16 protein-coding genes are annotated in these 24,029 nt (G+C 37.4%); 6 read left to right on the top strand and 10 right to left on the bottom strand.

Annotated features, from left to right (window positions below; translation table 11 throughout):
* Window positions 1–94 precede the first annotated feature (94 nt).
* The 4 genes from E6H07_02755 (at window position 95) to E6H07_02770 (ending at window position 9,286) form a co-directional block, all read left to right on the top strand.
* The gene (locus E6H07_02755; GenBank protein TMI64854.1) at window positions 95–4,144 is read left to right on the top strand and encodes a T9SS type A sorting domain-containing protein; all 4,050 of its coding nucleotides are present in this window, start codon (window positions 95–97) and stop codon (window positions 4,142–4,144) included.
* 125 nt (window positions 4,145–4,269) lie between these two features.
* Complete coding sequence (gene pdxA, locus E6H07_02760; GenBank protein ID TMI64855.1) at window positions 4,270–5,358, top strand: 4-hydroxythreonine-4-phosphate dehydrogenase PdxA; 1,089 nt, start codon at window positions 4,270–4,272, stop codon at window positions 5,356–5,358.
* Between the two features lie 581 nt (window positions 5,359–5,939).
* Window positions 5,940–6,482, top strand: coding sequence for a hypothetical protein (locus E6H07_02765; GenBank protein TMI64856.1), 543 nt, complete (start codon window positions 5,940–5,942; stop codon window positions 6,480–6,482).
* Between the two features lie 152 nt (window positions 6,483–6,634).
* Window positions 6,635–9,286 carry a T9SS type A sorting domain-containing protein gene (locus E6H07_02770; protein ID TMI64857.1) on the top strand — a complete coding sequence of 884 codons (2,652 nt, stop codon included), beginning with the start codon at window positions 6,635–6,637 and terminating at the stop codon, window positions 9,284–9,286.
* A gap of 123 nt (window positions 9,287–9,409) precedes the next feature.
* Here E6H07_02770 and E6H07_02775 read toward each other — a convergent pair whose 3' ends face one another.
* From E6H07_02775 to E6H07_02790, 4 genes are all read right to left on the bottom strand, one after another.
* Entirely contained in the window at window positions 9,410–12,208 is a 2,799-nt protein-coding gene (locus E6H07_02775; GenBank protein TMI64858.1) for a hypothetical protein, read from the bottom strand.
* Window positions 12,209–12,342: 134 nt separating this feature from the next.
* On the bottom strand, window positions 12,343–13,047 hold the full coding sequence (locus E6H07_02780) for a hypothetical protein (GenBank protein TMI64859.1): 705 nt from the start codon (window positions 13,045–13,047) through the stop codon (window positions 12,343–12,345).
* Between the two features lie 10 nt (window positions 13,048–13,057).
* A complete protein-coding gene (locus tag E6H07_02785; GenBank protein ID TMI64860.1) occupies window positions 13,058–13,942 on the bottom strand; it encodes a hypothetical protein in 885 nt (294 codons plus the stop codon).
* Window positions 13,943–14,851 (bottom strand): ABC transporter ATP-binding protein, encoded by a 909-nt coding sequence (locus E6H07_02790; protein TMI64861.1) that lies wholly within the window; start codon window positions 14,849–14,851, stop codon window positions 13,943–13,945. It lies immediately after the preceding gene.
* Window positions 14,852–15,197: 346 nt separating this feature from the next.
* Between E6H07_02790 and E6H07_02795 the strand changes: the two genes are divergently transcribed.
* On the top strand, window positions 15,198–16,808 hold the full coding sequence (locus E6H07_02795) for a T9SS type A sorting domain-containing protein (protein ID TMI64862.1): 1,611 nt from the start codon (window positions 15,198–15,200) through the stop codon (window positions 16,806–16,808).
* Between the two features lie 499 nt (window positions 16,809–17,307).
* Window positions 17,308–18,969 (top strand): T9SS type A sorting domain-containing protein, encoded by a 1,662-nt coding sequence (locus E6H07_02800; protein ID TMI64863.1) that lies wholly within the window; start codon window positions 17,308–17,310, stop codon window positions 18,967–18,969.
* Between the two features lie 111 nt (window positions 18,970–19,080).
* Here the strand turns inward: E6H07_02800 and E6H07_02805 are convergent, their stop codons facing one another.
* Genes E6H07_02805 through E6H07_02830 form a run of 6 tightly spaced genes read right to left on the bottom strand, consistent with a single transcriptional unit; the run spans window position 19,081 to window position 23,948 of the window.
* On the bottom strand, window positions 19,081–19,365 hold the full coding sequence (locus E6H07_02805) for a transcriptional regulator (protein ID TMI64864.1): 285 nt from the start codon (window positions 19,363–19,365) through the stop codon (window positions 19,081–19,083).
* Entirely contained in the window at window positions 19,358–20,026 is a 669-nt protein-coding gene (locus E6H07_02810; protein ID TMI64865.1) for a hypothetical protein, read from the bottom strand. The genes E6H07_02805 and E6H07_02810 overlap by 8 nt, the downstream gene beginning before the upstream one ends.
* Window positions 20,027–20,028: 2 nt before the next feature.
* Window positions 20,029–20,625, bottom strand: a complete 597-nt coding sequence (locus E6H07_02815; GenBank protein ID TMI64866.1) for a hypothetical protein — start codon at window positions 20,623–20,625, stop codon at window positions 20,029–20,031.
* A gap of 53 nt (window positions 20,626–20,678) precedes the next feature.
* A complete protein-coding gene (locus E6H07_02820; GenBank protein TMI64867.1) occupies window positions 20,679–21,347 on the bottom strand; it encodes a hypothetical protein in 669 nt (222 codons plus the stop codon).
* A 33-nt stretch (window positions 21,348–21,380) separates the two neighbouring features.
* The gene (locus E6H07_02825; GenBank protein TMI64868.1) at window positions 21,381–21,674 is read right to left on the bottom strand and encodes a 2TM domain-containing protein; all 294 of its coding nucleotides are present in this window, start codon (window positions 21,672–21,674) and stop codon (window positions 21,381–21,383) included.
* A gap of 18 nt (window positions 21,675–21,692) precedes the next feature.
* Window positions 21,693–23,948, bottom strand: coding sequence for a TonB-dependent receptor (locus E6H07_02830; GenBank protein ID TMI64869.1), 2,256 nt, complete (start codon window positions 23,946–23,948; stop codon window positions 21,693–21,695).
* Window positions 23,949–24,029: the final 81 nt, after the last annotated feature.

Genomic DNA, 24,029 nt, shown 5'->3' on the forward strand with positions numbered 1-24,029 from the left:
TATATAAATAAAGCACTTCCGCTATTGGCAAACATCTGATCTTAGACTTATTTTGTTGTCGCTCTATCCTTTAAAAACCTAAGAAGTCCAATATATGAAACCTATGTACCCGAACCAGGTGCTCTTCAGCAAAACTGCACTGTTTTTTTTATTCAGTTTATTTATTTCATTCAGCGCTTTTGCACAACCATCTAATGATAATTGTTCTGGTGCAACAACTCTTACATCAAATACTTCCTGTAACAATATCCAATATCGTTTGAAGAATGCTACAGCCAGTTCGGGTCTTCCCGTTGGATGTGAGGCTGGCGGTCCCCATTATGATGTTTGGTTTCGATTCACTGCTCAAGCGACTTCTCAAACTGTAACGATAAGCAGTCTTCAAAGCAGTTTCACAAATCCTGAAATACAATTATACAGTGGCAGCTGCGGTTCATTAGCTTCTATTGTATGTGGTACTACAACAATGACAGGAACAGGTTTGACGATCGGTAATACTTATTATATCCGTGTTTCAAATATTGGTTCATCAATTTCATCAAACGACAGGTTTGATATTTGTGTTACCCATCCAAATCCTCCACCATCAAATGATAATTGTAGTGGGGCAACAACATTAACTTCAGGTTATTCATGTAATAGCACTACCGGCAATCTTAGATACGCAACAAGTAATGGCCCTGCAGGTGCATGTGGTGGTGCTACATTAACTACAACTTATGATGTATGGTACAGATTCCAGGCGGTAAATGATTCACAAACTGTTACAATAGGAAGCCTTGGCGCCAAACTCACTGCCACCACTACCTATATGGAAGTATTTAGCGGTACATGCGGAAGTTTAACTTCAATTGCAGGTTGTTTGGATGTATCCGGCGCAAACGCAAGAAGAACTTTGCCTCCCCTTGTTGTTGGTAATTTTTATTATATAAGATTATATGTTCAAACCAATCCGAATACTGGAACATCAAGCGATTGGAATTTTGATATTTGCGTGCAACATCCTCCAGCTAATGACGAGTGTGCAGGAGCTATTGGATTAACGGCACCTTCTCTTACATGTAATGCTACTTCTGGTTCATTTACATTAGCGACCGCTTCTTCAATAGCTTGGGCAGGAGCATGTGGCGTCGGACCTTATTATGATCTTTGGTACAGTTTTGTGGCTAATGCTTCACCAACACATATTATAACCTTAGGCAGTCTTGGTTCAAGCCTAAATTCAGCAAATTTAAGATTACAATTATTCAGCGGAACCTGTGCTGGTCTTACTTCTTTAAACTGTGCATCCGGAGTAACTTCATTAACACAGGGCGGCCTTATCAACGGAACTACATATTATGTTAGGGTTGGATATACCAATTATCAATTAGCTTCTGGTAATGGTGCAAACTTTACAATATGTGTTACAACAGTTGCAGCTCCACCATCTAATGATCAGTGTTCTGGTGCGATATTGCTTACAAGCAGTACAACTTGTTCAATTATATCTGGTACAATACATAATGCCACTCCAAGTTCTCCTGTAGTACCCGGTTCCTGTGGTATTGGTACTGCACCGGATGTTTGGTATAGTTTCGTGGCTCAGACTGCTTATCCTCAAATTCAATTAAGTGGTATTGGAAGTAATTTGCAAACCAATGGCCGTATACAGCTACTGACAGGCAGTTGCGGATCATTTTCTACAGTGGGTACTTGTCATAGTATACCTACTGCTACTACTACTACTATAAATACTACTACAAACCCCGGAGGTGCGGGACTTACTGTAGGCCAGACTTATTATATCAGGATAACCCATAATACGCTTTCATCAATAACAAACAATGGCAATTTTAATATATGTATTACAGACCCTGCTTCATCGTTAACCGCAATACTAGATTACTCTAAAAGCTATGTAAACTTGAGTGACTCAGCTACAGGTGGTACAATAGATCCGGGAGATATTTTAGAAATAAGGGCTACACTGGTTGTCAGACCAAATGGAGCTGTAAGAGCTATCGATAGTGTCGCTTTTTACGATACATTGAAAGCGGGTGGCGGTTTGCATTATTTAGATTCTATTGCCTTAAGAACAAATGAAGGAAAACTTTACAAATATTTTACAGAAAGTAGCTCCACCGCAGATGCAGGATGGCTGACTACAGGTGGTGCAGGAACGGATACCACTATTCAAATCAACATGGGGCTCGGAGCGACAAGAACAGCAAGAGGTAAATTAAATAATATTTCCAGGCCAAGATTTAATAGCGCACCTACGAGTGCCAATTGTATTATTCTTGCCACTTACCGGGTTGTTGTAAATGCATCTTATGGACAGAAAGTAAATTTTGGAGGCGGTGCATTCAGCTATCGTGATTCGACTACTGGTGTGTATTCAACTATCCAATTCCCCGATGATAGTATTATGATTTTTCAAAGTCCCGGTGCATGCCAGAACAGTGTTTCTCAATCAAATATTTTAGGTGATGAGGTTAATGGCACATTCGGGGTTCCAGCTGTTTTATCAGGCACTTCGCAAAACAGAGCTCCATCTACAAGCACCAACTATAATTATACAACATTTGGGGCAAGTACTCCACAGGATTACGATTATGGAATTGCGAATAATACCAGTGCTACAGGAAGCACCAACCAATTATTAGCTAAATCCAATGCTGCACGGGTTCACGGCGTTTGGGATATCACTGGTGATCATACCGGCGCTACAAACACTGCTAAAGGTAATTTGCCATGTAATAACGGTGGTTCAATCAGTTCTACCAATACATGTGGATACATGCTGGCAATTAACTCCTCGTTTCGTACAGACGTAGCGTTTGATTTTAATGTTTCAGGAGCCTGTCCTAATACTTACTATGAGATATCAGCCTGGTTTAAAAATATTTGCTATAAATGCGGATGTGATTCTCTTGGTCGTTTTACAAGCGGTGCAGGTTATATTCCAACAAACCCAGGTGACTCAGCTGGTGTCAAGCCCAATATCGCATTTTCAATAGATGGTGTGGATTATTATACCACTGGTAACTTAAGGTACTGGGGATTGGGTGGAACTCAATCCGGATCAGATACCCTGAATAAATGGGTACAAAGATCCTTTGTATATAAAACCGGACCATCTCAAACGGGTTTTGCTATGACACTTCGAAACAATGCACCGGGAGGAGGTGGTAATGACTGGGCGATCGATGATATAGCATTAAAGACCTGTACACCAACCATGAACTATAGCCCGAGTTATAGTCCTACCGTTTGCGAAAATAACATGGTTACAATTTATGATACGGTGCGATGCTATTATGATACTTATGTTGAATATAAATGGCAATACAGTTCAGATGGAGGAGCTTCCTGGACAGATGTAGGCTCAGCCGGAACAGGTACACCCTTTTGGAATGGTACCCAATGGGAATATGTAGCCAGCTACACCATACCACCGGCTTATACTACAGCAGCAAACGATGGTGATATGTACAGATTGGTAGTAGCAACAACAACTGCTAACCTTTCCTCAGCCACCTGCAACTTTACAGATGTTGTAAATATATCACTGGATGTATTGATCGGTTGCGGGCCACCATTGAAGACCGACCTGATCTCAATAGCCGGCAAATTAAATGATGATAAGGCTAAAATAACGTGGGTAACAACTAAAGAAGAAGAACCTGTTAACTTCCAATTACAAAGAAGTGATGACGGAAATAGTTTTCATACGATTGCTACTGTAAATGGGTATAACAATATAAATACCGAGAATAATACATATAGCCATGATGATCCCACTTCAGTAACTACAAAAGTTTACTACCGTGTTATTATGTTCACCAACAGCGGCACCAAAAAATATTCAAGGATCATCCAATTAAGCCCGGGCACAAAAGATTTTGGCTTAGGCATTGTGGTTAATCCGTTCAGTTCTGAACTGCAGTATGAAATAGTAACACCGCAAACAGGTATTGCCACAACAGAGTTGATCGATCAGTATGGTATAACTGTTCGCAGGCAAACACAGCGGATCGACGGCGGTGTAAATGCATTAAGAATAACTTCAACTGAAAAACTGCCTGCTGGTATTTATACACTCAAGGTATCAATGAACGGAAGTTTTGTAGTACGAAGAGTGGTCAAAGGAACTTACTAATTATAATCAATACAAACATTTAAAATAAAACCCGGCTGAATATTCAGCCGGGTTTTATTTTTTGAAAATTGCAGACGCCTGTACCATTTCATTTTTGTATTTTTATAAATTAATTCTGCTTAAATATGACAACCGCGAATAAACCAGTAATCGGCATCACTTCAGGCGATCTGAATGGAATAGGCATTGAGTTGATCATTAAAGTATTTTCTGACAGCAGAATACTTGAGCAATGTACCCCTGTTATTTTTTCTTCTAATAAAGCAATCAATTTCTACAAGAAGTCTGTTCCGGATGCAAATATGAATTATCAGCAGGTAAAGGATCTATCCTATCTCAATCCCAAACAGGTTAATATTTTTAACTGCTGGGAAGAAGAAGTAGCGATCACCCCGGGGCAATTGACTGATACCGGTGGCAGGTATGCAATAAAATCACTGGTTGCTGCTACAAGAGCATTAAAAGAAAAAAAAATACAAGGATTAGTAACCGCTCCTATTCATAAAAAAAATATTCAATCGCCAGATTTCAGTTATACAGGCCACACTCCTTTTCTTAAAGATTTTTTTGGCGTGCAGGATGTAGCTATGATGTTATTCTCGGGTAATTTCCGCGTAGCATTGGTTACAGAACATGTGCCTGTACAGGATGTTTCAAAATACATTACAAAAGAAGCGATATTAAGTAAGCTGAAAATTATCCATACAAGTCTGCAAAAAGATTTTGGAATTGACAAGCCCCGCATTGCTGTATTGGGTCTGAACCCGCATGCGGGTGATGAAGGATTGGTGGGTAATGAAGAGGAGTCTGTTATTAAACCTGCCATTAAAGATGCAAAGAACAATAATATACTGGCAGTAGGGCCTTACAGTGCTGATGCTTTTTTTGCAAGACGCCAGTTTGAAAAGTTTGATGCAGTATTAGCTATGTATCACGACCAGGGACTTATTCCTTTCAAATCATTAGCTATTGATGAAGGTGTTAACTTCACAGCCGGCCTTCCGGAAGTAAGAACCTCTCCCGATCATGGTGTAGCTTTTGACATAGCCGGAAAAAACAAAGCCGATGTTTCTTCATTTATGAAAGCAGTGTTTGAATGTATTGATATCATCAATATGAGAAACTTTTATGAAGAGAACCGCAAAAACCCAATAAAGAAAGTAACACAAACACTGATGGCCAATGCGGAGGATGAGGATATAGAAGAAAATTAATTCCCATCAATAAAACTTCAGCATGTTCATAATTTAACTACTCAATGTCTGAACTGAAAATAAAAAGACTGCAATGCAGTCTTTTTATTTTTTATACCTGCCAACTTCTTTTGTAGTAAAATTTCTTACTTGTTTTCGGAAACTTACTATGTTGTTATCATTTCTTCTGAAATAAATAAACAAACTGGTCTTTTATTTTCAATTGATATACAGGTGTTATAAAAATACGACATCCTTCTGCGTATATCTTCTATTATTACTTAGTAAAAGTATATATACGATTATATAAAATAACGATAGCCATCGTGAATTTTCACTACGGAAAATTATGACGTATCAAAAGTGGATTTTACTTTTACGTCCGTTAAGTAATTAATTCCGTACCCAATGATGATCAACAGCACAATTAACAACTGCTATAGGCAGTATACAATTCCGGCAAATTTTTCACTGATCTATTTATTGTATTCATTACACATACACCTGCATGTTCTGCAGACAAATACTTATTTATCTTTTTAAACAAAAACATAACCAAGGCCACTAAGCCAAAATTTAATCACCCCTAAAAAAACAAAACAATGAAACATTTCTTCCTGAAAAGCTTTATGACAGCAGCAGTAGTTGCATCAGCTTTTGTTCTTTCTTCTTTCAAATCTGTAAAGAATGAAAAAAAACCGACTGCTAATTGCTATACAATTGAACTTGTGAGCAATAATGTTGTTGGTACAAACTTCGAATGGACATGGAGATTATCAAACCCTAACCCAGGTAATGGTCTTAATGAAACCCTGCAGAATGTAAGCCATTGGGACATTCCATTAGGTGCTCAGGCAGAAGCAGCATTGGTATCTGCTGAGTATAGCTTTGATGGCATTACGTGGACAAGTGTTTCAATTGAGATGGATCGTGACCCATCTATTAAAACATGTACTACAAATGATGTTTTGAAATTTAACGCTGGTACTGTTGGTGCTGAGCCTACCTATTACAGGGCAACTTTCAGCCGTGAGTTTCCAGTTAACCCTAATGCAACATCATATATTAAAGCAGGTGTTCGCCAGGGCTGCAATACTTATTACTATTCAGGTGTGGGAATTGATGCTGCACCAAGAAATGATTAATTCCTGAAATTGAAAATAAAAAAGCTGTCCCTTACTTTAAACTGAGAACAGCTTTTTTATTTCCTTTCGAAATTCATAACAAGAGTGATCTCGTTTTTTTAACTGATTTGCTTAGTTGTTATAAAACATTCGAAACCTAATACTCCGTACCAATGAAAAAAATTTTACTCAATCCGTTTATTTTATTCAGAAATAAATTTCGAATCTATTCGCTGGTTATTTTATTTATTACAATAACTCTTCCTTCGATATCTTTTTCTCAATGTCCCGGCGGTTACACTTCAGCGACTATCAACTGGGACAATCTTGATTACCTCCATAGTTTCGGAGTATATGGTTTAAATAATATTTCTACCATGCAGCCTAATGTTACTGCAGCTATGAGGCAAACTCAAAAATTTACTATTGGAACAAACCAGCTTACTATAAATACATTAATGAATGTGAAAAACTTGGCCTCTCTTTCCGGGGATGTAACTTCACACACAGGAGATGTACCAGGTTTCACCGGTGCTGATATTGATTATATACCGACTGCCGGTCAAACTCTCACGATGACTTTTTTGAACGAAGTACAAAATGCAAGTTTCACATTGTATGATATTGATAAAAGCGCTGTTTTTACAATTACAGCAAGTGGGGCAAGTGGAGCACAATCAGTAGCTGCTGCTACTTATGCTACCAGTGGTGCGTCGATAATTACAATAGGGGCAAATCCATTGTCAAGAACATTAACCGCAACTAGTACGGGATTATCATCACCTGATAATAGGGGAACTGCAACCATTACTGTTGGAGGTCCTGTAAAAACAATTATTATTACCATTACAACATTAGGAACTGATGCAGAATTTTTTCTTTCAGACATTACAGCCTGCATAGCTGAGGCTGGTTTTCCAACAGATTATTATAAACCTTATACCGAGCCTTTCACAGGACAACCTTCTTATTTTCTTGCAAACCCGCAAAACCTTCATGTGTATATGGTGAATGCAAATACTGGCGTAGCTGAATATATTTTTTCAGACCCCGGCACAACAGGCACAAAAATGAACGCTTTTGCTTACGACCCAGTGAATAAATGGTTATACTATGTGATGGATAATTATCCTGTTGCAGGTGGTGGTCCTGACTTTAATAAAGCTTTAAAGAAATATGATTTCAATACAGAGACTATCAGTACTGTATTATCCGATATCACAACGCTGAACATACCTACATTTGAACAGGGTGTAGAATTTGCAGGTGCAGCATTTTACAATGGTTCATTATACCTGGGTTTAGAAGGTACTGACGGTGCTTTTTTCACTACCAATGTTGAATCTTTTGTTTGGAAAATAGATTTTAATGCTGCTGGTGTTCCAATAAACGCTGCGCAGGCTTTTGCTTTACCTGGTGATGATGGAGTTGGAAATCCAACTCATGACTGGGGTGATTTTGCAATTAAAGATGGAATAATGATAACCCATGCTACGGGTTTAACCTCCGGCAATAACAGGTATGTACATTTTAATATGCAAACCGGTGCAAGCACTACCTATGCGGGTAATGCTGAAAGCGCAGGCCAGATAGGTCAAACATGGGATGGAGCTATTTACAGAGTAAAGAATCATGTTGCCATATATAATAATAACGGAACAATCGGAACACAAACTTTAATAACTACAACATCATGCTCTCCAGCATGGATCCCTAATGCAGGTGATGCATCAGATCCTTTTAAACCAAAATGCGATTTTGGAGATGCCCCTGCCACTTATGATCCTGTTGCACTTTCACCTGCAGTTCACCAAAAGCATTGCAATAATGATCTATTAAGAATTGGGAGTGCCTGGGACAGAGAATGGAGCAAGAATACTTCCGCTGATGCATCAGGTGATGCCTCAGATGAAGATGGCATAACTACTGTTACCCTTCTGAATTCGAACGGGGTTACTTATAACCACGTACAGCAAATAACTGTTACTAATAATACCGGCTCTAATGCTACTCTTGGTGCATGGCTTGATTATAATGTGAATGGAGTTTTTGATATAGGCGAAGGGAGAATAATAACGGTTCCTTCAACCTTTTCAGGTACACAAACTGTTACGGTCACCTGGTCTTCCTTGAATATTCCGGTTGGTACGGCCAATACATTCTTACGGGTAAGATTGGTTTCCGGCAGCACAGCTCTTACAACAAGTAATGCCACGGGCTGGTATGATGACGGAGAAGTGGAAGATTATCCTGTTATATCAAGTAATTTGCCTCTTAATATTAATCTTATCGATTTTACTGCAAATGCAAATACAGATAAAACTGTAGTATTAAAATGGACTGCCATAAGCGATGACGAATCCGATGGATTTGAAATACAGAGAAGCGTTGATCAGAATAAATGGATCACACTTGGCTGGAAAAATACAGATAAGTATAACAGTTTAGTAAACTATGAATTCACGGACCAAATGCCGAATACCGGAACTAATTACTACCGGTTAAAGCTGGTTGACAAAAATGGTCTTTCACGATTTAGCAATACAAAACAGGTGTATATTGATGTTATAAAAAATTCAATCACCGTATTACCTAACCCGCTGAATAATTCGGGAACACTGGTAATTAATGGAGTCAATAATACCACCGCCACTTTAAGAATAAAAAATATTTCTGGTCAAAGCATTGTGAGCAAGAATGTGATCATCAATAAAGGTGAAAACAGGATACCGCTTGATGTATCAATGCTACAACCCGGAATTTATATTGTAGAATTAACAACTAACGAAAAAGTTCATGCAAATAAGATCTCTGTGATCCGATAATGTATTCTGAACGGGATAAACCTTGATCTTCATTCTTCCTTGTGAACAAAAAAAGCGACCGGTTAACGGTCGCTTTTTACTTGTATAAGTATGACTAAAATTGATTTTACTGCAATGCCGGGTTTATTTTACAGAAGCATCTGTGTTTTGCTGAGCTGACTTACGCCGGGCCTTTTGTTTCAGGTTATAGGTAAGGCTCACCAACAGAAACCGTGGAACCACATTTGAACGGGTATCTTCAACATAATTATCACTTGCTGTTGTGTTCACCCCTTTATTACGATTGAGTATATCATAAACAGTAAGCTTTATTTCGGCCGCATTACTTTTAAGAAACTGTTTAGCTATAGCCATATTCCATAAAAGAACTTCCTGGTTAAATCCTTCTGACCTGCCCGCGTTGAGGAAATAATCAAAATCGGTGAGCACAAAAAAAGACTTCGGAAACCTGTAACTAAAGTCAGCTGACCATGATTGCTTAAAATACTCAGTATTTTCATCCGGGCTGAAAGTGTATTTTAATTTATTGTAAGTGAAATTTCCAGACAATCCCAGATCAAAATTTGATTTGCTGTAATTAAATGCGATCGATTGTGTAACTGCAAAAATGTTTGTATAAGTTTTTATTTTATAAATCGAATTTACCTCCCTGCTATAATAAGCCATTGTTGTAAAATTCAGATTGCCCCCTTTCATTTTTCGAAATGGAAAACCAAATGCGAACATACCCGAACTGTTATAAGACCCGTTCATATTTTCAGGTCTTATAATTACAGACACCGTTCCGACTGAATCCATCGTATTCACAATTTTATTAGCAGTAGTATTGAAATTTAGATTAGAATTAAAAAAAACAAATGATCGTGTATTAAAAGTATTATACCCGATACTGATGTTACTTGCAAATTCCTGTTTCAAAGAAGGGTTACCTGTTTTAACCTGCAATGGGTTAGAGTAATCCAGGACATTTTGTACTTGCGTTACAGTTGGTGTATTCGTTCTTCCCCGATAAGACAATCGGAAGTTTTTAGATCTGCTCATTGAGAAATTGAAGCTTGCAGTCGGAAATATATTAATAAACCGCTGGTTGAGAGTTGTATCTTTTCCTGTATGTGCTATTATACTTCTGCTTTTCAGTTCTGTTTGCTGGGCAGCCATACCCAATTGGTAATTAAACTTCTTTTTAAATGCCCTATAGTTTGTTCCTAAACGACTGGAAGAATTCCTATACTCGAAATAATTTGTTTGATAGAGATTCAACACCATATACTTTCCAGAAACAGAATCATAGTCGAATGTTTTTTTATCAGAAATATTTCTACTATCAGAATATGCATAGTTAAACTCCAGTAGTTTGCCCTTACCCACTGGTTCAGTATATGAAGCACTGAAAATATTGTTATTGTTATCAGCGAATTGGTCACCTTTCTGATCGACGCTAATAAAATCCAAAACATCGCCATTCAGGTCATAGGTAAGAATTGGGTTCAGCGTAAAATTATCTGATTCATTTTTTACATACCCGTTTCGCCATCCGAATGTAAAGGTCCTCCCCTGCTTCTTAAATTTCCGGCGATATAAAAATTCGCCAGAGTAATTAATCCCATCCCTGTTATCGAGCCTGATTGTTTTACCAGTAAGAGCCAGGTATTTATTCATTGCCTCAGAAACCGTAAAAAGAGTATCTGCATATGCACCACCCGATTCCTGAATGGAAATATTACCGGTATATAACAAAGAGTTCATTGAATCCATTTTGAACTCCCATCTTGCATTGACACGATGACTCTTGTTTTTAGTTTGTGAATTACTGATTGCATTTTCTACCGATGATGAGTCCCCCGGAAAAGAATATTTCTTATACCTCTGCTGCTTCAGGTTGAATTCATTTTCTGAAAAATGGTAACTACTGCTGAAATCTACTTTTGTTCCCCACATATCATTATAATTGATACCGGCAGAGCGGGGCATGCTGATACCGGTAATGATCCCTGAAGCATTCATTCCACCGGATGAAACACTACTGCCTGAATTACCCTGACTGAACTGTGTCGTACCCTGCGAGCCATTATCATTAAATGAATAACCCTGCTTATTGGTATTATTTGCAGTTCCAATAATTGAAACACGTTGTTCATCACGAAAACGATTATATGACAAATTACCATCGTAACGTTTATCAGTTCCTGCACCTGCAGTGAACTTGCCAAAGTCTCCGCGGTTCCTGTCTTTCTTTAGTTTTATATTAATCGTTTTTGCTTTACTTCCATCATCAATCTTTGTAAACTTAGCCTGTTCACTCATATCATCATACACCTGTATCTGGTCAACCATATCTGCTGTGATGTTTCTTGTAGCAAGTTTTGGGTCATTACCAAAAAACTCTTTTCCATTCACATAAACTTTCTGTACTGATTCGCCCATTGAACTGATCGATCCGTCCTTTTGTACCTGCATACCGGGTATTTTTTTCAAGACATCTTCTACTGTTGCATCCGGGCGGTTGTTAAATGCGCCAGGTTTATACGAAATAGTATCACCATTTATACGAACCGGTGCATTATCGATAACTGTGACACCCTCCAATATCTTATAATTTTTTTGCAAAAAAATATTTCCTGCATCGACAGCTTTATTCTCTTTTGAAACTGAAATCTTTTTTTGAAAGTACTCATACCCATTAAATGAAACAGTGAGAAGATACTCACCATAAGTAAGCCCGATGATTTCAAAAATTCCTTTTTTATCAGTAATAGAAAAACCGACGAGAGATGAATCAGCTTTTTTAAATACGGTTGCGGTGGCCTCAGATAAATTTTGTTTCAGTGCTGAATCAATAACCTTTCCTTTAACCGATCCGTTTTGAGAAAGAGAAAATAGCGGTGCTATAGCTAGTAAACTATAAAGCAGGTAGCTTTTCATGAATTGGATTTGTAATATTCGACGATAACCAGAAAATCTTGTAACCAAGATGCCTGATTATCTTGTAAAAAACGAAGACTTTGGAGTTTTAATTGCGTGAATTGCAGTGTATTTGATGACTATGGGAATACTACTTAGTTAAATACCTCATCCTTTATTCCCTGATTGATTTCATACTTCGAATAGTGAATTTCTACCCGGCCTTTCTTAGATTTTTCTTTCTCTGCAGGTTTATTTGTCCTGTTATCATAATCTATCGTCACTCCTTTAGGTAGTTTGAATTCTCTTGGGTTGAAAGTAAATTCTACTTTATCAGGCAAGGCCCAGCTTTTTTGCGTGCCATAACTCAGCACCAGCTCGTATGTTCCGTTTTCTTTTGAACTGATAACTGATTTTATCAGCAGCATATCGGTTTCATCCACATATAAAGTTGCCCTGGAAATATCATTTTTGTCATCCACTGGAAATATTTTTATGACCCGGCAATTTTTTCCATCTACTTTTTCATTCCCCCCATCAATGGTTTCATACTCCGTTATTGTAAGTACATTGTTTGGATTAATATTAATAGTGCCTTTAGGAATGAGTGAAATCCCTTTTTCATTTTTTATCTTCAGTTTATCCGGCTTTTTATAATATACTTTTACTGTAGCAACCGGTGCTTTTATAAAAACAACATTTGTTTTAAGCTTACCGGTTGCAGTATAATCAGCCACTTTATCATACTTCTCTTTTACCTGCTTCAGCACTTCCTTTACATCCGTAACAGAATGAAGCCGATGACTATCGGCTGAGACAAGCATAAACAGAACAATAACGAAAGACCAATGTTTTAGCATACAAACCTGTTTAACTTAAAATTTCTTTCTTTCTGAAATACCGGGTAGTGATAAACAAAAACAGACAGATATATCCCAGCAAAATTAAGGCACTCTTCACCAGTGCAAATGGATTTTCAATAGAGCCATCAATAGTATTCCCTTCCGCATCAGTAAGAACATAAAAGAAACCTTTCCAGCCAAGCATATGGGACGTAAATGAATAAGGAATGATCGTTTCCTCGAAAACAGGTACTCTTAATTGTTCAATAATAGTAAAAACAATAACGATACAAACAGTGGCAACAATCGGCCCGATTGAATTTTCTGAAAAAGCAGATAACATTAACGCCAATGCTGCAATTGTGGTTAAGGCCAGTGCTGCAAAAACAAATGCCGCAATAAAACGCCAGAGCACATCATAACTGTTCATCAGGTGAATTGAATTCTCTTTAAATACCAGCAAATCGTTGGTGCCGAATAGGAGCATACTGGTAAATAATGCAAGTACTGCCATCCAGATAAGTAGCAATACAACATACACTGAACTTGCAGCAAATTTTGCCAGTACAATTTCCGTACGTGATACAGGTCGGCCTACCAACAAACGTAAGGTGCCGGCATTTGCTTCACCGGAGATCATATCGCCTGCAATCAAAGCTACCAGCAGCGGAACATGAATAAGAATCGTATGCAATATCATCACACATACAAAATACCCATTCATGATCTTATCATAAGGTATTTCAAAATCATCTGACTGGTTATCGAGAAACAGTTCAACAAAATCCCGGCCACTTATCTTCAGTGCAAACTGGATCAACACTATAATAACTGCAATTGCCCCAAACGAAATAAAAGTTCTGGGCCTTTTAAAAATTTTGAATACTTCTATCTTAAATAACTTCCAGAACATTTAGTGTTGTGTTTTATAAAGAAAATAATCTTCCAGCGTATGCACAGGGCGCAGGCTGTTTACCAATATATTGTTTTTTACCAGGTCGCTGTTAAACTGGGGAATTAACTCTTTTTTCATTTCAAGACTGATAATATCATTTGTCACATCCACAAATGAGTTCTTCCACGATGAACTTTGAATATAGTTAACAGCTTCCTCTCTATTAGTTGAAATAAGCTCCACCTTTAATTTCTCAGGATGAATTAATTCTTGCATAGGGCCTTCTACTATTTTTTCTCCTTTATCTATAATAAGTAATGAATCGGCTATTAACTCCATTTCATTCAGTAGATGCGAGGAAATAAGGATTGTTTTCTTTTCATTCCGACTGAGATGAATGATCAGGTTTCTTACATCGGCGATCCCTTGCGGATCTAATCCATTAATAGGCTCATCGAGAATGATCAGATCAGGGTTGTTTACTAATGCAATTGCCAATCCCAACCGTTGCTTCATTCCCTGGCTGAAGGTTCTTACTTTATGATGGGCCCGTTCTGCCAGTCCTACATAATTAAGCTGGGCAATAATATCTTTTGAAGAAAGCTTTGCGCCACTAATAATACCAAATATGCGCAGGTTGTCGTATGCACTCAGATATTTATATAAATCAGGTTTTTCAATAATGGCGCCTGTCTTTCGTAAAATTTCTTTCCGGTGTTCGTATAATTTCATTCCGAAAATTTCTATTTCGCCATTATCAGGTTTTAATAATGTAAGCAACATGCGGATGGTAGTAGATTTACCTGCTCCATTCTGTCCGAGAAAACCATATACCTCACCAGCTGTCACCGTAAAGCTTAGGTTATTTACTGCGGAAATATCACCAAAAGACTTTGAAAGATTACTAACCCTGATAACTGATGACATGCAGAAATGTTTATCTGCAAAAATAAATGCTTTGTACTGTAAACAAACAGTTTATATTTTTTAAACTATTTCAATATGATAATTACACTATTGTTTCATTCTATATTATACGATGAATAATAAAAGTGTAATTACTATTTTAAAATATGATTCATCGAAAATTCACTTAGTAGTTGTACCGTTTTTAAAAGTATTTTCAACTTATAGTAAAAATATTTTTACGAAAGCTTGCAAGGATTCATACGTAGTAGTATGTTTGTTTCGCATACGGAAATCAACATAACTCTAAGAAAAAATACGGTTACTGATTTCTGAAAAATGCGAAGTACAATTCAACCCTTAGAAAATGAAAAAAATCTTTACCCTCATCGCCATTGCTTTTACAGCAATCTCTTCCAATTCACAAGTTATCTTTAACGAGATTTACACTGATCCTAGTAACGGTAACAGTGAGTTCTTTGAGTTTTATAACTCAAGTACAAGCCAGGTACCAGAAAGTATAGATAACTATACTATAGTTACCTACTACGAAGAGTCAGGCAAGTCTGGTTTTTTTGTTATGGATCTGCCCAATCAAACTATTTCTGCAAGGAGTTTTTATGTGGGTGCTCCTTCTCCAACGTTTTCAATACAGGGCAAACCGGATATTACTGCATCATTTTCATGGAACCTGATGCCAACTGGTGGTTCTATTACAAAATGGGAGAAGAGCGGCTCAGGATATATCTCAGTTGCTGTACCTAGCAATTTGCAGGATTTTTTCGTAAAAAAATCAGGCAGCGGAGCGGTACATCATATTTTAGTTTTCAAGAATGGTATTTTAGTAAATGGTCTTTTTGCAGGTAACTCACAACCTGTTATTCCTTCTTACTTTAAATTAATGCCATCTTTATTTGTTGATATGAGCGGTAGCTCACCTGATTTTACAATAAACTTTAGTGCCATCGCTGATAACCAGGTAGAACATGAAACTTCTAATACTGGTATGGATAATGGGTATATAAGATCAAGAGATGGTATGTGTGGTTATTGGGTGAAGAGTTCAAGCAGCGCCTCTTATACTCCGGGTACTTCAAATGGTTCTGCAACTGGCACATCTGGTACATTAACTGTCAATTCTTACATCAGTTATGGCGTACTACCTTCAGATCCATCAAAATTAAATTTTAGTATCACTGCTGGTCCTGCAGAAGCATTCCCGGTTGTAATTGAAGCTTATCGTGATCTGGGAATCATCGGTCAATTGGATGCAGCAGATATACTTTTCTATACCAATACTATTAACACTGCATCTCCAACAGTTTTCAATACAAATCTTATTCTCAAAGCAGACAAAGTGATGCTGGTGGCTAAATCGCCTGCAGGTTGTTATGACCAGGTAAGAGCTTTAAATAACTCAATCAACCCTTTACCAGTTAAATTAAACAACTTCCAGGGCAACAAAAACAAAAACAATGTACAGTTACAATGGAATGTAAGCACCAATGAGATTTCTAATACATTCGAAATAGAAAGAAGCACTAACGGTAAGAATTTTCAAACAGCCGCAGTAATGTTTGGTACAGAAAAAGCAGGTAATGAAACTTATAGCTTTACTGAAATGAATGAAGATGCAAAAGTTTATTACCGCCTGCGTATGACTGATAAAAGTGATGCGATCTCTTATTCAAAAGTATTAGTGTTCAACAACGCCGCATCAAACAGCAAACCACTGAATGTGATCGGCAATGTAGTAAATGATAAACTGACTTTCAGCTACGAATCAGCAGTAACAATTAAGGCTGAGATCCGTATCCTGGATATGAATGGTAAAATCGTAGCTAAGCAGACATTGAATACGAATAAAGGAAATAACCTTGCAAGTATTTCAATGCCTTCTTCACTGAACAACGGTATGTACCTTGCAGTTCTTACAGTTGAAAACAGTAACAGCACAGCCAAGTTCATTAAACAATAATAAAAGCAAGAGATCATTAATACAGATCAAATGGCAGGATCAAAATATTCCCTGGACGGACTCAGGAAACTGAGGGAAATACTGAAGAAGCTTTTGAATAGAAATGAACCACAACTGCAGCCGGCACGTGTACCTCTGCCTCGCAATGAAAGTCTCAGACGAAAGCAGTAAAATTTAAAGAAAATAAAAAGGCACTATTCTTGTTTCCACGGGGCCCCTTTCCAGGGGCCTCTTTTTTATTTAGTATACTTCACATACTATTTTTTTACAAAAAAGAAGGTCTATCGTATATTTTCATACAAACTATTTCTTATCTCACTTGCATAATCACTATAGTGTTATTAATTTTATCCTTAGTATTAATCCATTATATCCTTTAGAAAAAATACGATTACCCTTTTGAAATCCGTACATATTTCTCCCAGCTATTTCGTGGTGGATTGACCGGATCTCAGAAATGTAATTCTGATCTAAAGGAATATAATTCAACCCTACGAAAATGAAAACAAAATTTACCCTTCCTCTTATTTTACTGTTTATTGCCGTAAAGGTAAACTCCCAGGTTTTATTTAATGAAGTATATACAGACCCTGGTGGTAATAAACATGAGTTTTTCGAATTGTATAATACAAATACATCTTCAGCGCCAGAATCCCTGGATAATTATACGCTAGTAACATTTTTCGAATATACGGGTGGCAATGGCGATATTGGTTTTTATGTGATGGATCTTCCCAATTTGTCTGTGTTGCCGAGAGGTTATTTTGTTGGGTCCGCTGCAATACCATTCAGTTGCCAGGGTATAACCAATTCTACAGCATCAGATTTTAACTGGAACAGTACAGCTTTTAGATCCGGCTCAACCGGGGGTTATCTGAAAAAATGGGTTTATAGACACAACGATCTTTCCGATGGCAATCCTGATTATGATGAAGGCCTCCTTCCTGCTGATTTCAATGATTTCTTTTATCGTCGTAATGGTATCGGTGCATCGTACACTATGTTTCTTTATAAAAACGGTGTCATGCAAAATGGTGTAATATTCGGGACAGGCGGATATGCAGAAGTTATTCCAATTATCATTGGCCTTCCAAAGTTATATATTAACATGAGCGGTTCTGCGCCGGATTTTGAAATTGATTTTTCTACCTACGGAACAGTGCGGATCGAAAATGTTATAGAAGCAGCCGGTAGCGACAATGGATATATGCGTGAGGCAGATGGAAAATGCGGCGGATGGCTGAAATCAAGTTCACAAGCGGAACATACGCCCCATCGGTCAAATGGAACAGTTGATGGTAACGATGGTGTAATATCAGTTTCAACAGCCATTGTACGCGGCAATGCAATCAATGGATCAGTTGTTACATATGATGTAGTATCCGCTCCTACTTCAACTTTCCCAATTACTATGGAAGTATATAATGACAGGGGACCCGATACAATGTCACTTGATGGAGTGGATCTATTCATTGCTTCGAATTCAGAAGCGGTGGTTTCAGACGGGCCATTTAATACAACCATTTTTCCAAATACTGCAAACGTATTAGTCGTTGTGAAATCAAATATCGGCTGTATTGATAAGGTTCTGTTTGTACCCAATGTATCAATACTACCTGTAAAACTTATTTCATTTAATGGCAATATGAATAACGACAACATCAAACTTAACTGGGAGACTGCATCAAATGAACAGGCAGGTAGGTATGAAATAGAACGAAGTTTAGATGGAAAGAATTTTGAAAATGCAAAAATGATAGCACCAACCGGTAAAAATGGTAACGAACAATACGACTTTGAAGAAGAAGCAACTGCAGCAAAAGTTTATTATCGCCTGAGAGTTACTGATAAAAGCGGCATTGTTACGTATTCAAAAATTCTCGGCTTTAGTAAAGCAATTGAAACAACCCAGTCTCTGACTATTATTGGTAATAATGTAACAGATAAAATAACAGTAAGTGTGCAGTCAGAAAAAAATCAACCACTAGAAATAAGTGTAGTAAGTATGAATGGAAATTTAATTGCTAAACAAAGGTTGAATGTTTCAAAAGGAAATACGATCACTACCCTTTCCCTGCCTTCCGCTATGAACAGTGGCATTTATATAGCAAGATTGGCTGGCGAAAACATAAATAGTACAGCCAGATTTATCAAACAATAATATTAATAAACCAAAAATAACTTTCTTTTCTCTGCCGTGCAAATAGTAAGTTTTAAGTTTTGATTTAAAGACCATTAAGCATTGAACGGGCCCTTTTTCTAAAGGGCCTTCCTATTTACCGAGATAGGTCTGCAGGTTTTGCACATATTTTTCGAATGCGGCAATACCTGCTGCGGTTATTTTACAGATCGTTTGAGGATAGTTGTCTTTGAACTGTTTTGTTACATCAATATAGCCGGCATCTTTTAATTTTTGTATCTGCACACTCAGGTTACCAGCGGTTGCATTTGTTTTTTCTTTTAAAAAAGTAAATTCAGCTTCCTTCACACTGATGAGAAGCGATATTACGGCAAGTCGTAACTGGGAATGTAATATGGGATCTAATTCATTAAACATGCTGGGCTACCTGTTCTTTTTTATAAATGCGATATTCTTTTTCCATCAGCAAGCCGGGAATAAACCAGGCGAAAAGTGCAGATAATGCAGTAAGCAGTAGATCCAATTTTATAGGAGTATAAACAGTGATGATACTGCATACCCAACAAAGTAACCCGCCCCAAAGCATAGGCTTAAACTTACAGGCAGCACCAGTTACGAATGTTGGCATACCATATAACATTAAAAATAAGGGTGCTACAAATTCATAAAAACTAAAAGCCGTCTTATTACCAGCAATTATTGTTTGTGAGTCAGCCCAAACGTCCCATTCATTAAAAATAATATTGCAGATATGAATCAATAGAAAAATACTGATGCCGAAACCCAGCCACAAATAATCCATAAATGCATCATCATACGATTTTACTTTACGTTCTTTTTTTTCTTTAATACTGATAATTATTTGCGGAATGATAGCTGCAAGAGTGAGCAGGTAAATATCAAAAGGTAATCTGTAGCCGAAATGAATTTCAGATAACCTCACCAGCGAGCAAATAGTAATTACTGCTCCCCACATCATGGCGCCAATACCAGTATCGTGATAGGAGTTTTTCGCTCTATTGATCATTTGTGTGATCAACTCGAGGCTCTCTTTTCCACTCAGGTTTTTATCTTCCATAATCAGGAGTTTTGAGTTTTATATCTTTTTTGCAAACTATAACCGGGAATGATCCACGCAATGATCATTGCTGCAGATAAAAGCAATAACTGGTAATCGTATGGAACAAAATGTGAGATAACAGATAATACCCAACAACCAATGCCACCAATTACTAATGGCTTGAAGCGAAGAAAAATGCCACATAAAAAAGTTGGTACGCCATAAATAGCAAGAAAAATCGGGCCTATTAGTTTGTAGTATTCTTCTCCACCGATGCGACCAATTGAAATACCTGCAAGCAACATCAGAATAAAAAAACTGATCCAGATATAACCCATCATTTTATCTGTATATGTTTGCAGTCTTTGTTTTTTACTCTGCCTCCGCAAATAAAATACCTGATAAATAACCACCAGCCAGGTTGCCATCCATACATAAGAATGCTTTTCATAGTGTACAAACTTCAATAATACAAACTGCGCTACACTACAGAAAAAAACAACCCAGCCCCACAACAGGTACAGGTGACCATTTTCGCTAAATTGATTTTTTGCCCGTTCAATCATATTATGTATGACTTGCAGGCTTTGCTCGGCAGAAAAATTTTCCTGGTTCATGTTATTAGTTTGAATGACAAAGACGCTGCAAACAGCGTCTTTGCAATACTTGATTATTTATATTGAGATAACCAATACATCACCGTTCCTAAGCCCCATGTTGGGTGAATTGAACTTTCTGGTTTGAAAGAGCCATATAATTCTTTTGATTTTTCAAATAATGTTTTTGCTTCTGTTTTACTTCCGCCATATTCTTCCGGAGTGGTGTATTTGTCCTGCGCCTCAAGCAAATAAACCCTGGGGTTATTAGCATCCATTTTCTTAGCTGTCTCTAATGCAGCTGACGCTTCCGGACCATAAGTCATATAGCGATTCATTACATCGCCCAGCATCCGTAATGAAGCAATCATTTTTTTCAGAACCCAGGTTTCAGATGTTTCTTTGGAAAGACTGATCGCTTTATCCAATGCTTTTTGCGCAGCATCTGCTCTCGGATCTGTTTTATCTGAATTGTTTCCAAAAAGGTTGTTCATATCCAAGCTCATCATACCCGACATGATATGACCGAGTGATGCATAGTAGTAAGGCAACCACTGTGTTTTTTCTGCTTCTGCTATTCTTTCAAATGCAGCAGTCACATCAATCCAATCCTGCGCAGTTCTTGCTGAATCAACGAGGGCAATATTTTTTTCCATTGCCTTTACAAATTTTTCATTGTCCATTTGGGCCATTAAAGCAGACGATAAAGTGAGTGCAGTAAGGGCTATAATTATTCTTTTCATGTTTATTGTTTTAAAAATTTATAAATAGTTTGTTTAACGATTTTTGTTCTTAAGTTTCTCATATTCTTTCTCAGCAAGATTTTCTTTAGGCGCAACGTATGCAGCAACATAATGAAACGCCAGCCCTATCCCCCACCCCAGCATCGGCCATACTGGCCAGGGCCAGCCGCCATTTCCAACGTTGCGTCCATTCAGGTACCAGAGTATCCAGAAGAAAGTGTTCATTACAAAATAAGTAACGAGATGACTTTTAAATGATGCTCTTTTTTGAGCAAGCTCCCAGAGTTTGGGATCTTTTAGCTCTTGTTGGTTTGAAGTATTTTCCATGATTGAGTTGTTTTAATGTTATAAAAGCCTGCTATTGATCACATCTTCGCTTCTGTCAATTCCGAAACTGAAGAAAGCGCCGATATACACAAACATTCTTGATGTAGGAACGATCGCTTCTTTCCGCATTCCATTATAAGAATACTGGTAACCGTAAATTTGCTTGATATTAAAAATATTACTTACTGATAGAACATAAACAGCAAATGTTTTTGCATTTTGTTTTCCAATAAAGGGTAGATAATTTAATGCAAAACTGAAATTATGATAATCAGGTATTGTGCCCTGATCGTTGAACTTATAATTGCTTCCATCAAACCCTATATTATAATACGGCCGTCCGCTTGCATAGTTATATGCACCATTAAATTGCAATTTCCATGGCTGTACAAATTTTTTAATAACAAGAGATGCAGTATGCTTTGCTGCGAAATTGGGTGTAATAGCATGCGGGAAGTTTAAGAAATCCCGTTTTGTGTCTAAATAAGAATAAGAGATCCAGTAATCAACATCTTTGATCGTTTTTTTATCCCGCCAGAAAAATTCAATTCCTTTTGCTTCACCAAAACCATTATTACTGGTGGCGATTTCCCTTACACTTCCAAAATCTGTTTTAATAAGGTCATTGTATTTCTTATAAAATATTTCTGCGCGGAATGTAGTAAGCGCTGCTGTTTTTAAATACTGCGCTATATAGTGTGTCGCTTTCATAAATCCAAGCGCATTGGGTGAAGGGAGATACTTTGATTCAGGGTTTTGATAAAAGACACCATATGCCATTGAAGCCTGCGCTCCATTGCCGAGCCTATAGGCCAGCGAAAGTCGTGGCGCAATATTTACTTTATCAATTACAGATGCATACTCCAGTCTTGTCCCGATTTTTGCAGCTAAGGAATTAGTAACATAAATATCCGCTTCCGCAAAACCTGCTTTAATATTATGCTTTAGGTTGCCAGGATATGTTGTGCCATTATAAGCAGTATAAACAGTTTTATCATTGAAATAATTATATTCAGAACCGAAACGTATTGCACTAAGACCCTTCAATTTTTTCTCAATTACCAATCTTGCATTAAAATAATTTCCTTTCAGATCAAGATCAAATTTTTTGAATTCAAGCCCGGGGAATATCACATCATTTTTATTGAGATCTTGCAAAGCGCTGGTTATATCATCATGATTGTTGGTATAAGAAATACCAGCATTCACTTTCCAACCCTTGCCTAAAAATTCTTTCCATGAAAGATTATTGTAGAAATTAGTGTTCTTAACGCCAAACTTATCGAGGTAAGGAATGGTATCAAGACTGTTCACGGTATAAGCCAGCCTGCTTTTATTCCAGTAGCCATAATATTTAAGCACTCCTGTTTTGGATGTTTTCACCCTGAAGTTTGCATCACCACTATGAAATTCCGGCATCTGTGAATAATCTTGCTTTTGTTTGATGATGGTAAATGCAGGATAAAGATTTGTATAACTATAAGTGCCGCCGATCGAAAAATTTTTCTTCTTGGATAAACTCTGGTAACCGCCATTTAAACCAATAATGGAGACACCCAAATTAGCAGAGGGTCTATCAGGAAAATCAATTGACTCCAATATCAAAGCAGATGATAATGCCTGACCGTATAAAGCTGAATAACCTCCGGTGCTGAAAACAGTTCCTTTAAAAATGAATGGTGAAAATCTTCCGTATGATGCAATATTCGGAGTACTACTCTGAAAAAAATTATTTACTAATGTGCCGTCAATAAAAATTTTTGTTTCAGCAGCTGTACCGCCTCGCACAAATAATCCTTCACTCTCTCCCACTTGCTGTGCACCTGGTAAAGTTTTCAATGCGCCAGTTATATCACCATTTGCACTTGCAGTTGTTACTATATCAATCGGACTAAGTACAACACCAGCTCTTTTTCTGTCGCTTGCTTCAAATGTTCCGGCTGAAATAACTACTGCCTGCATTTCATTCATCTCTTCTTTTAAACCAATTTCAAGATTGAGTTCCCTACCATCCAATTTTAATGTTTGTGAATAGGGTTTAAACCCAATTGAAGAAATTTCAATTATGTGTTCTCCTTTCTCCGATGTTTTAAATCTAAACATACCGGTTGAATCGGTAGTGGCGCCGTCATAAGTATCCTTTACAGTTATGCTGGCCCCACGAATAGGTCTTGATTTGTTGTCAACCACTTTACCGATGACAGTTGTAGTTTGAGAGAATGTAAAAATGCTGATGGTTAAAAGCAAAATGGTTAATGGTATTCTGCGAAGCATGTGTAGTTTTTTAAATTCTGACACAAACGTAAAGTAGTTTATAATATAAACCAAAATATTTTTTACAAAAAAAGACGGCCC

The organism is Bacteroidota bacterium, assembly GCA_005882315.1.
In the GTDB taxonomy this organism is placed as follows: domain Bacteria; phylum Bacteroidota; class Bacteroidia; order Chitinophagales; family Chitinophagaceae; genus VBAR01.

What these genes read in the sequence shown, in the direction of transcription:
- E6H07_02755 (TMI64854.1), top strand. Translation starts at nt 95, where the DNA reads ATGAAACCTATGTACCCGAACCAGGTGCTCTTCAGCAAAACTGCACTG.
- E6H07_02800 (TMI64863.1), top strand. Translation starts at nt 17,308, where the DNA reads ATGAAAACAAAATTTACCCTTCCTCTTATTTTACTGTTTATTGCCGTA.
- E6H07_02780 (TMI64859.1), bottom strand. Translation starts at nt 13,047, where the DNA reads ATGCTAAAACATTGGTCTTTCGTTATTGTTCTGTTTATGCTTGTCTCA.
- E6H07_02775 (TMI64858.1), bottom strand. Translation starts at nt 12,208, where the DNA reads ATGAAAAGCTACCTGCTTTATAGTTTACTAGCTATAGCACCGCTATTT.
- E6H07_02765 (TMI64856.1), top strand. Translation starts at nt 5,940, where the DNA reads ATGAAACATTTCTTCCTGAAAAGCTTTATGACAGCAGCAGTAGTTGCA.
- E6H07_02825 (TMI64868.1), bottom strand. Translation starts at nt 21,674, where the DNA reads ATGGAAAATACTTCAAACCAACAAGAGCTAAAAGATCCCAAACTCTGG.
- E6H07_02790 (TMI64861.1), bottom strand. Translation starts at nt 14,851, where the DNA reads ATGTCATCAGTTATCAGGGTTAGTAATCTTTCAAAGTCTTTTGGTGAT.
- E6H07_02805 (TMI64864.1), bottom strand. Translation starts at nt 19,365, where the DNA reads ATGTTTAATGAATTAGATCCCATATTACATTCCCAGTTACGACTTGCC.
- E6H07_02815 (TMI64866.1), bottom strand. Translation starts at nt 20,625, where the DNA reads ATGAACCAGGAAAATTTTTCTGCCGAGCAAAGCCTGCAAGTCATACAT.
- E6H07_02785 (TMI64860.1), bottom strand. Translation starts at nt 13,942, where the DNA reads ATGTTCTGGAAGTTATTTAAGATAGAAGTATTCAAAATTTTTAAAAGG.
- E6H07_02795 (TMI64862.1), top strand. Translation starts at nt 15,198, where the DNA reads ATGAAAAAAATCTTTACCCTCATCGCCATTGCTTTTACAGCAATCTCT.
- E6H07_02810 (TMI64865.1), bottom strand. Translation starts at nt 20,026, where the DNA reads ATGGAAGATAAAAACCTGAGTGGAAAAGAGAGCCTCGAGTTGATCACA.
- E6H07_02770 (TMI64857.1), top strand. Translation starts at nt 6,635, where the DNA reads ATGAAAAAAATTTTACTCAATCCGTTTATTTTATTCAGAAATAAATTT.
- E6H07_02830 (TMI64869.1), bottom strand. Translation starts at nt 23,948, where the DNA reads ATGCTTCGCAGAATACCATTAACCATTTTGCTTTTAACCATCAGCATT.
- pdxA (TMI64855.1), top strand. Translation starts at nt 4,270, where the DNA reads ATGACAACCGCGAATAAACCAGTAATCGGCATCACTTCAGGCGATCTG.
- E6H07_02820 (TMI64867.1), bottom strand. Translation starts at nt 21,347, where the DNA reads ATGAAAAGAATAATTATAGCCCTTACTGCACTCACTTTATCGTCTGCT.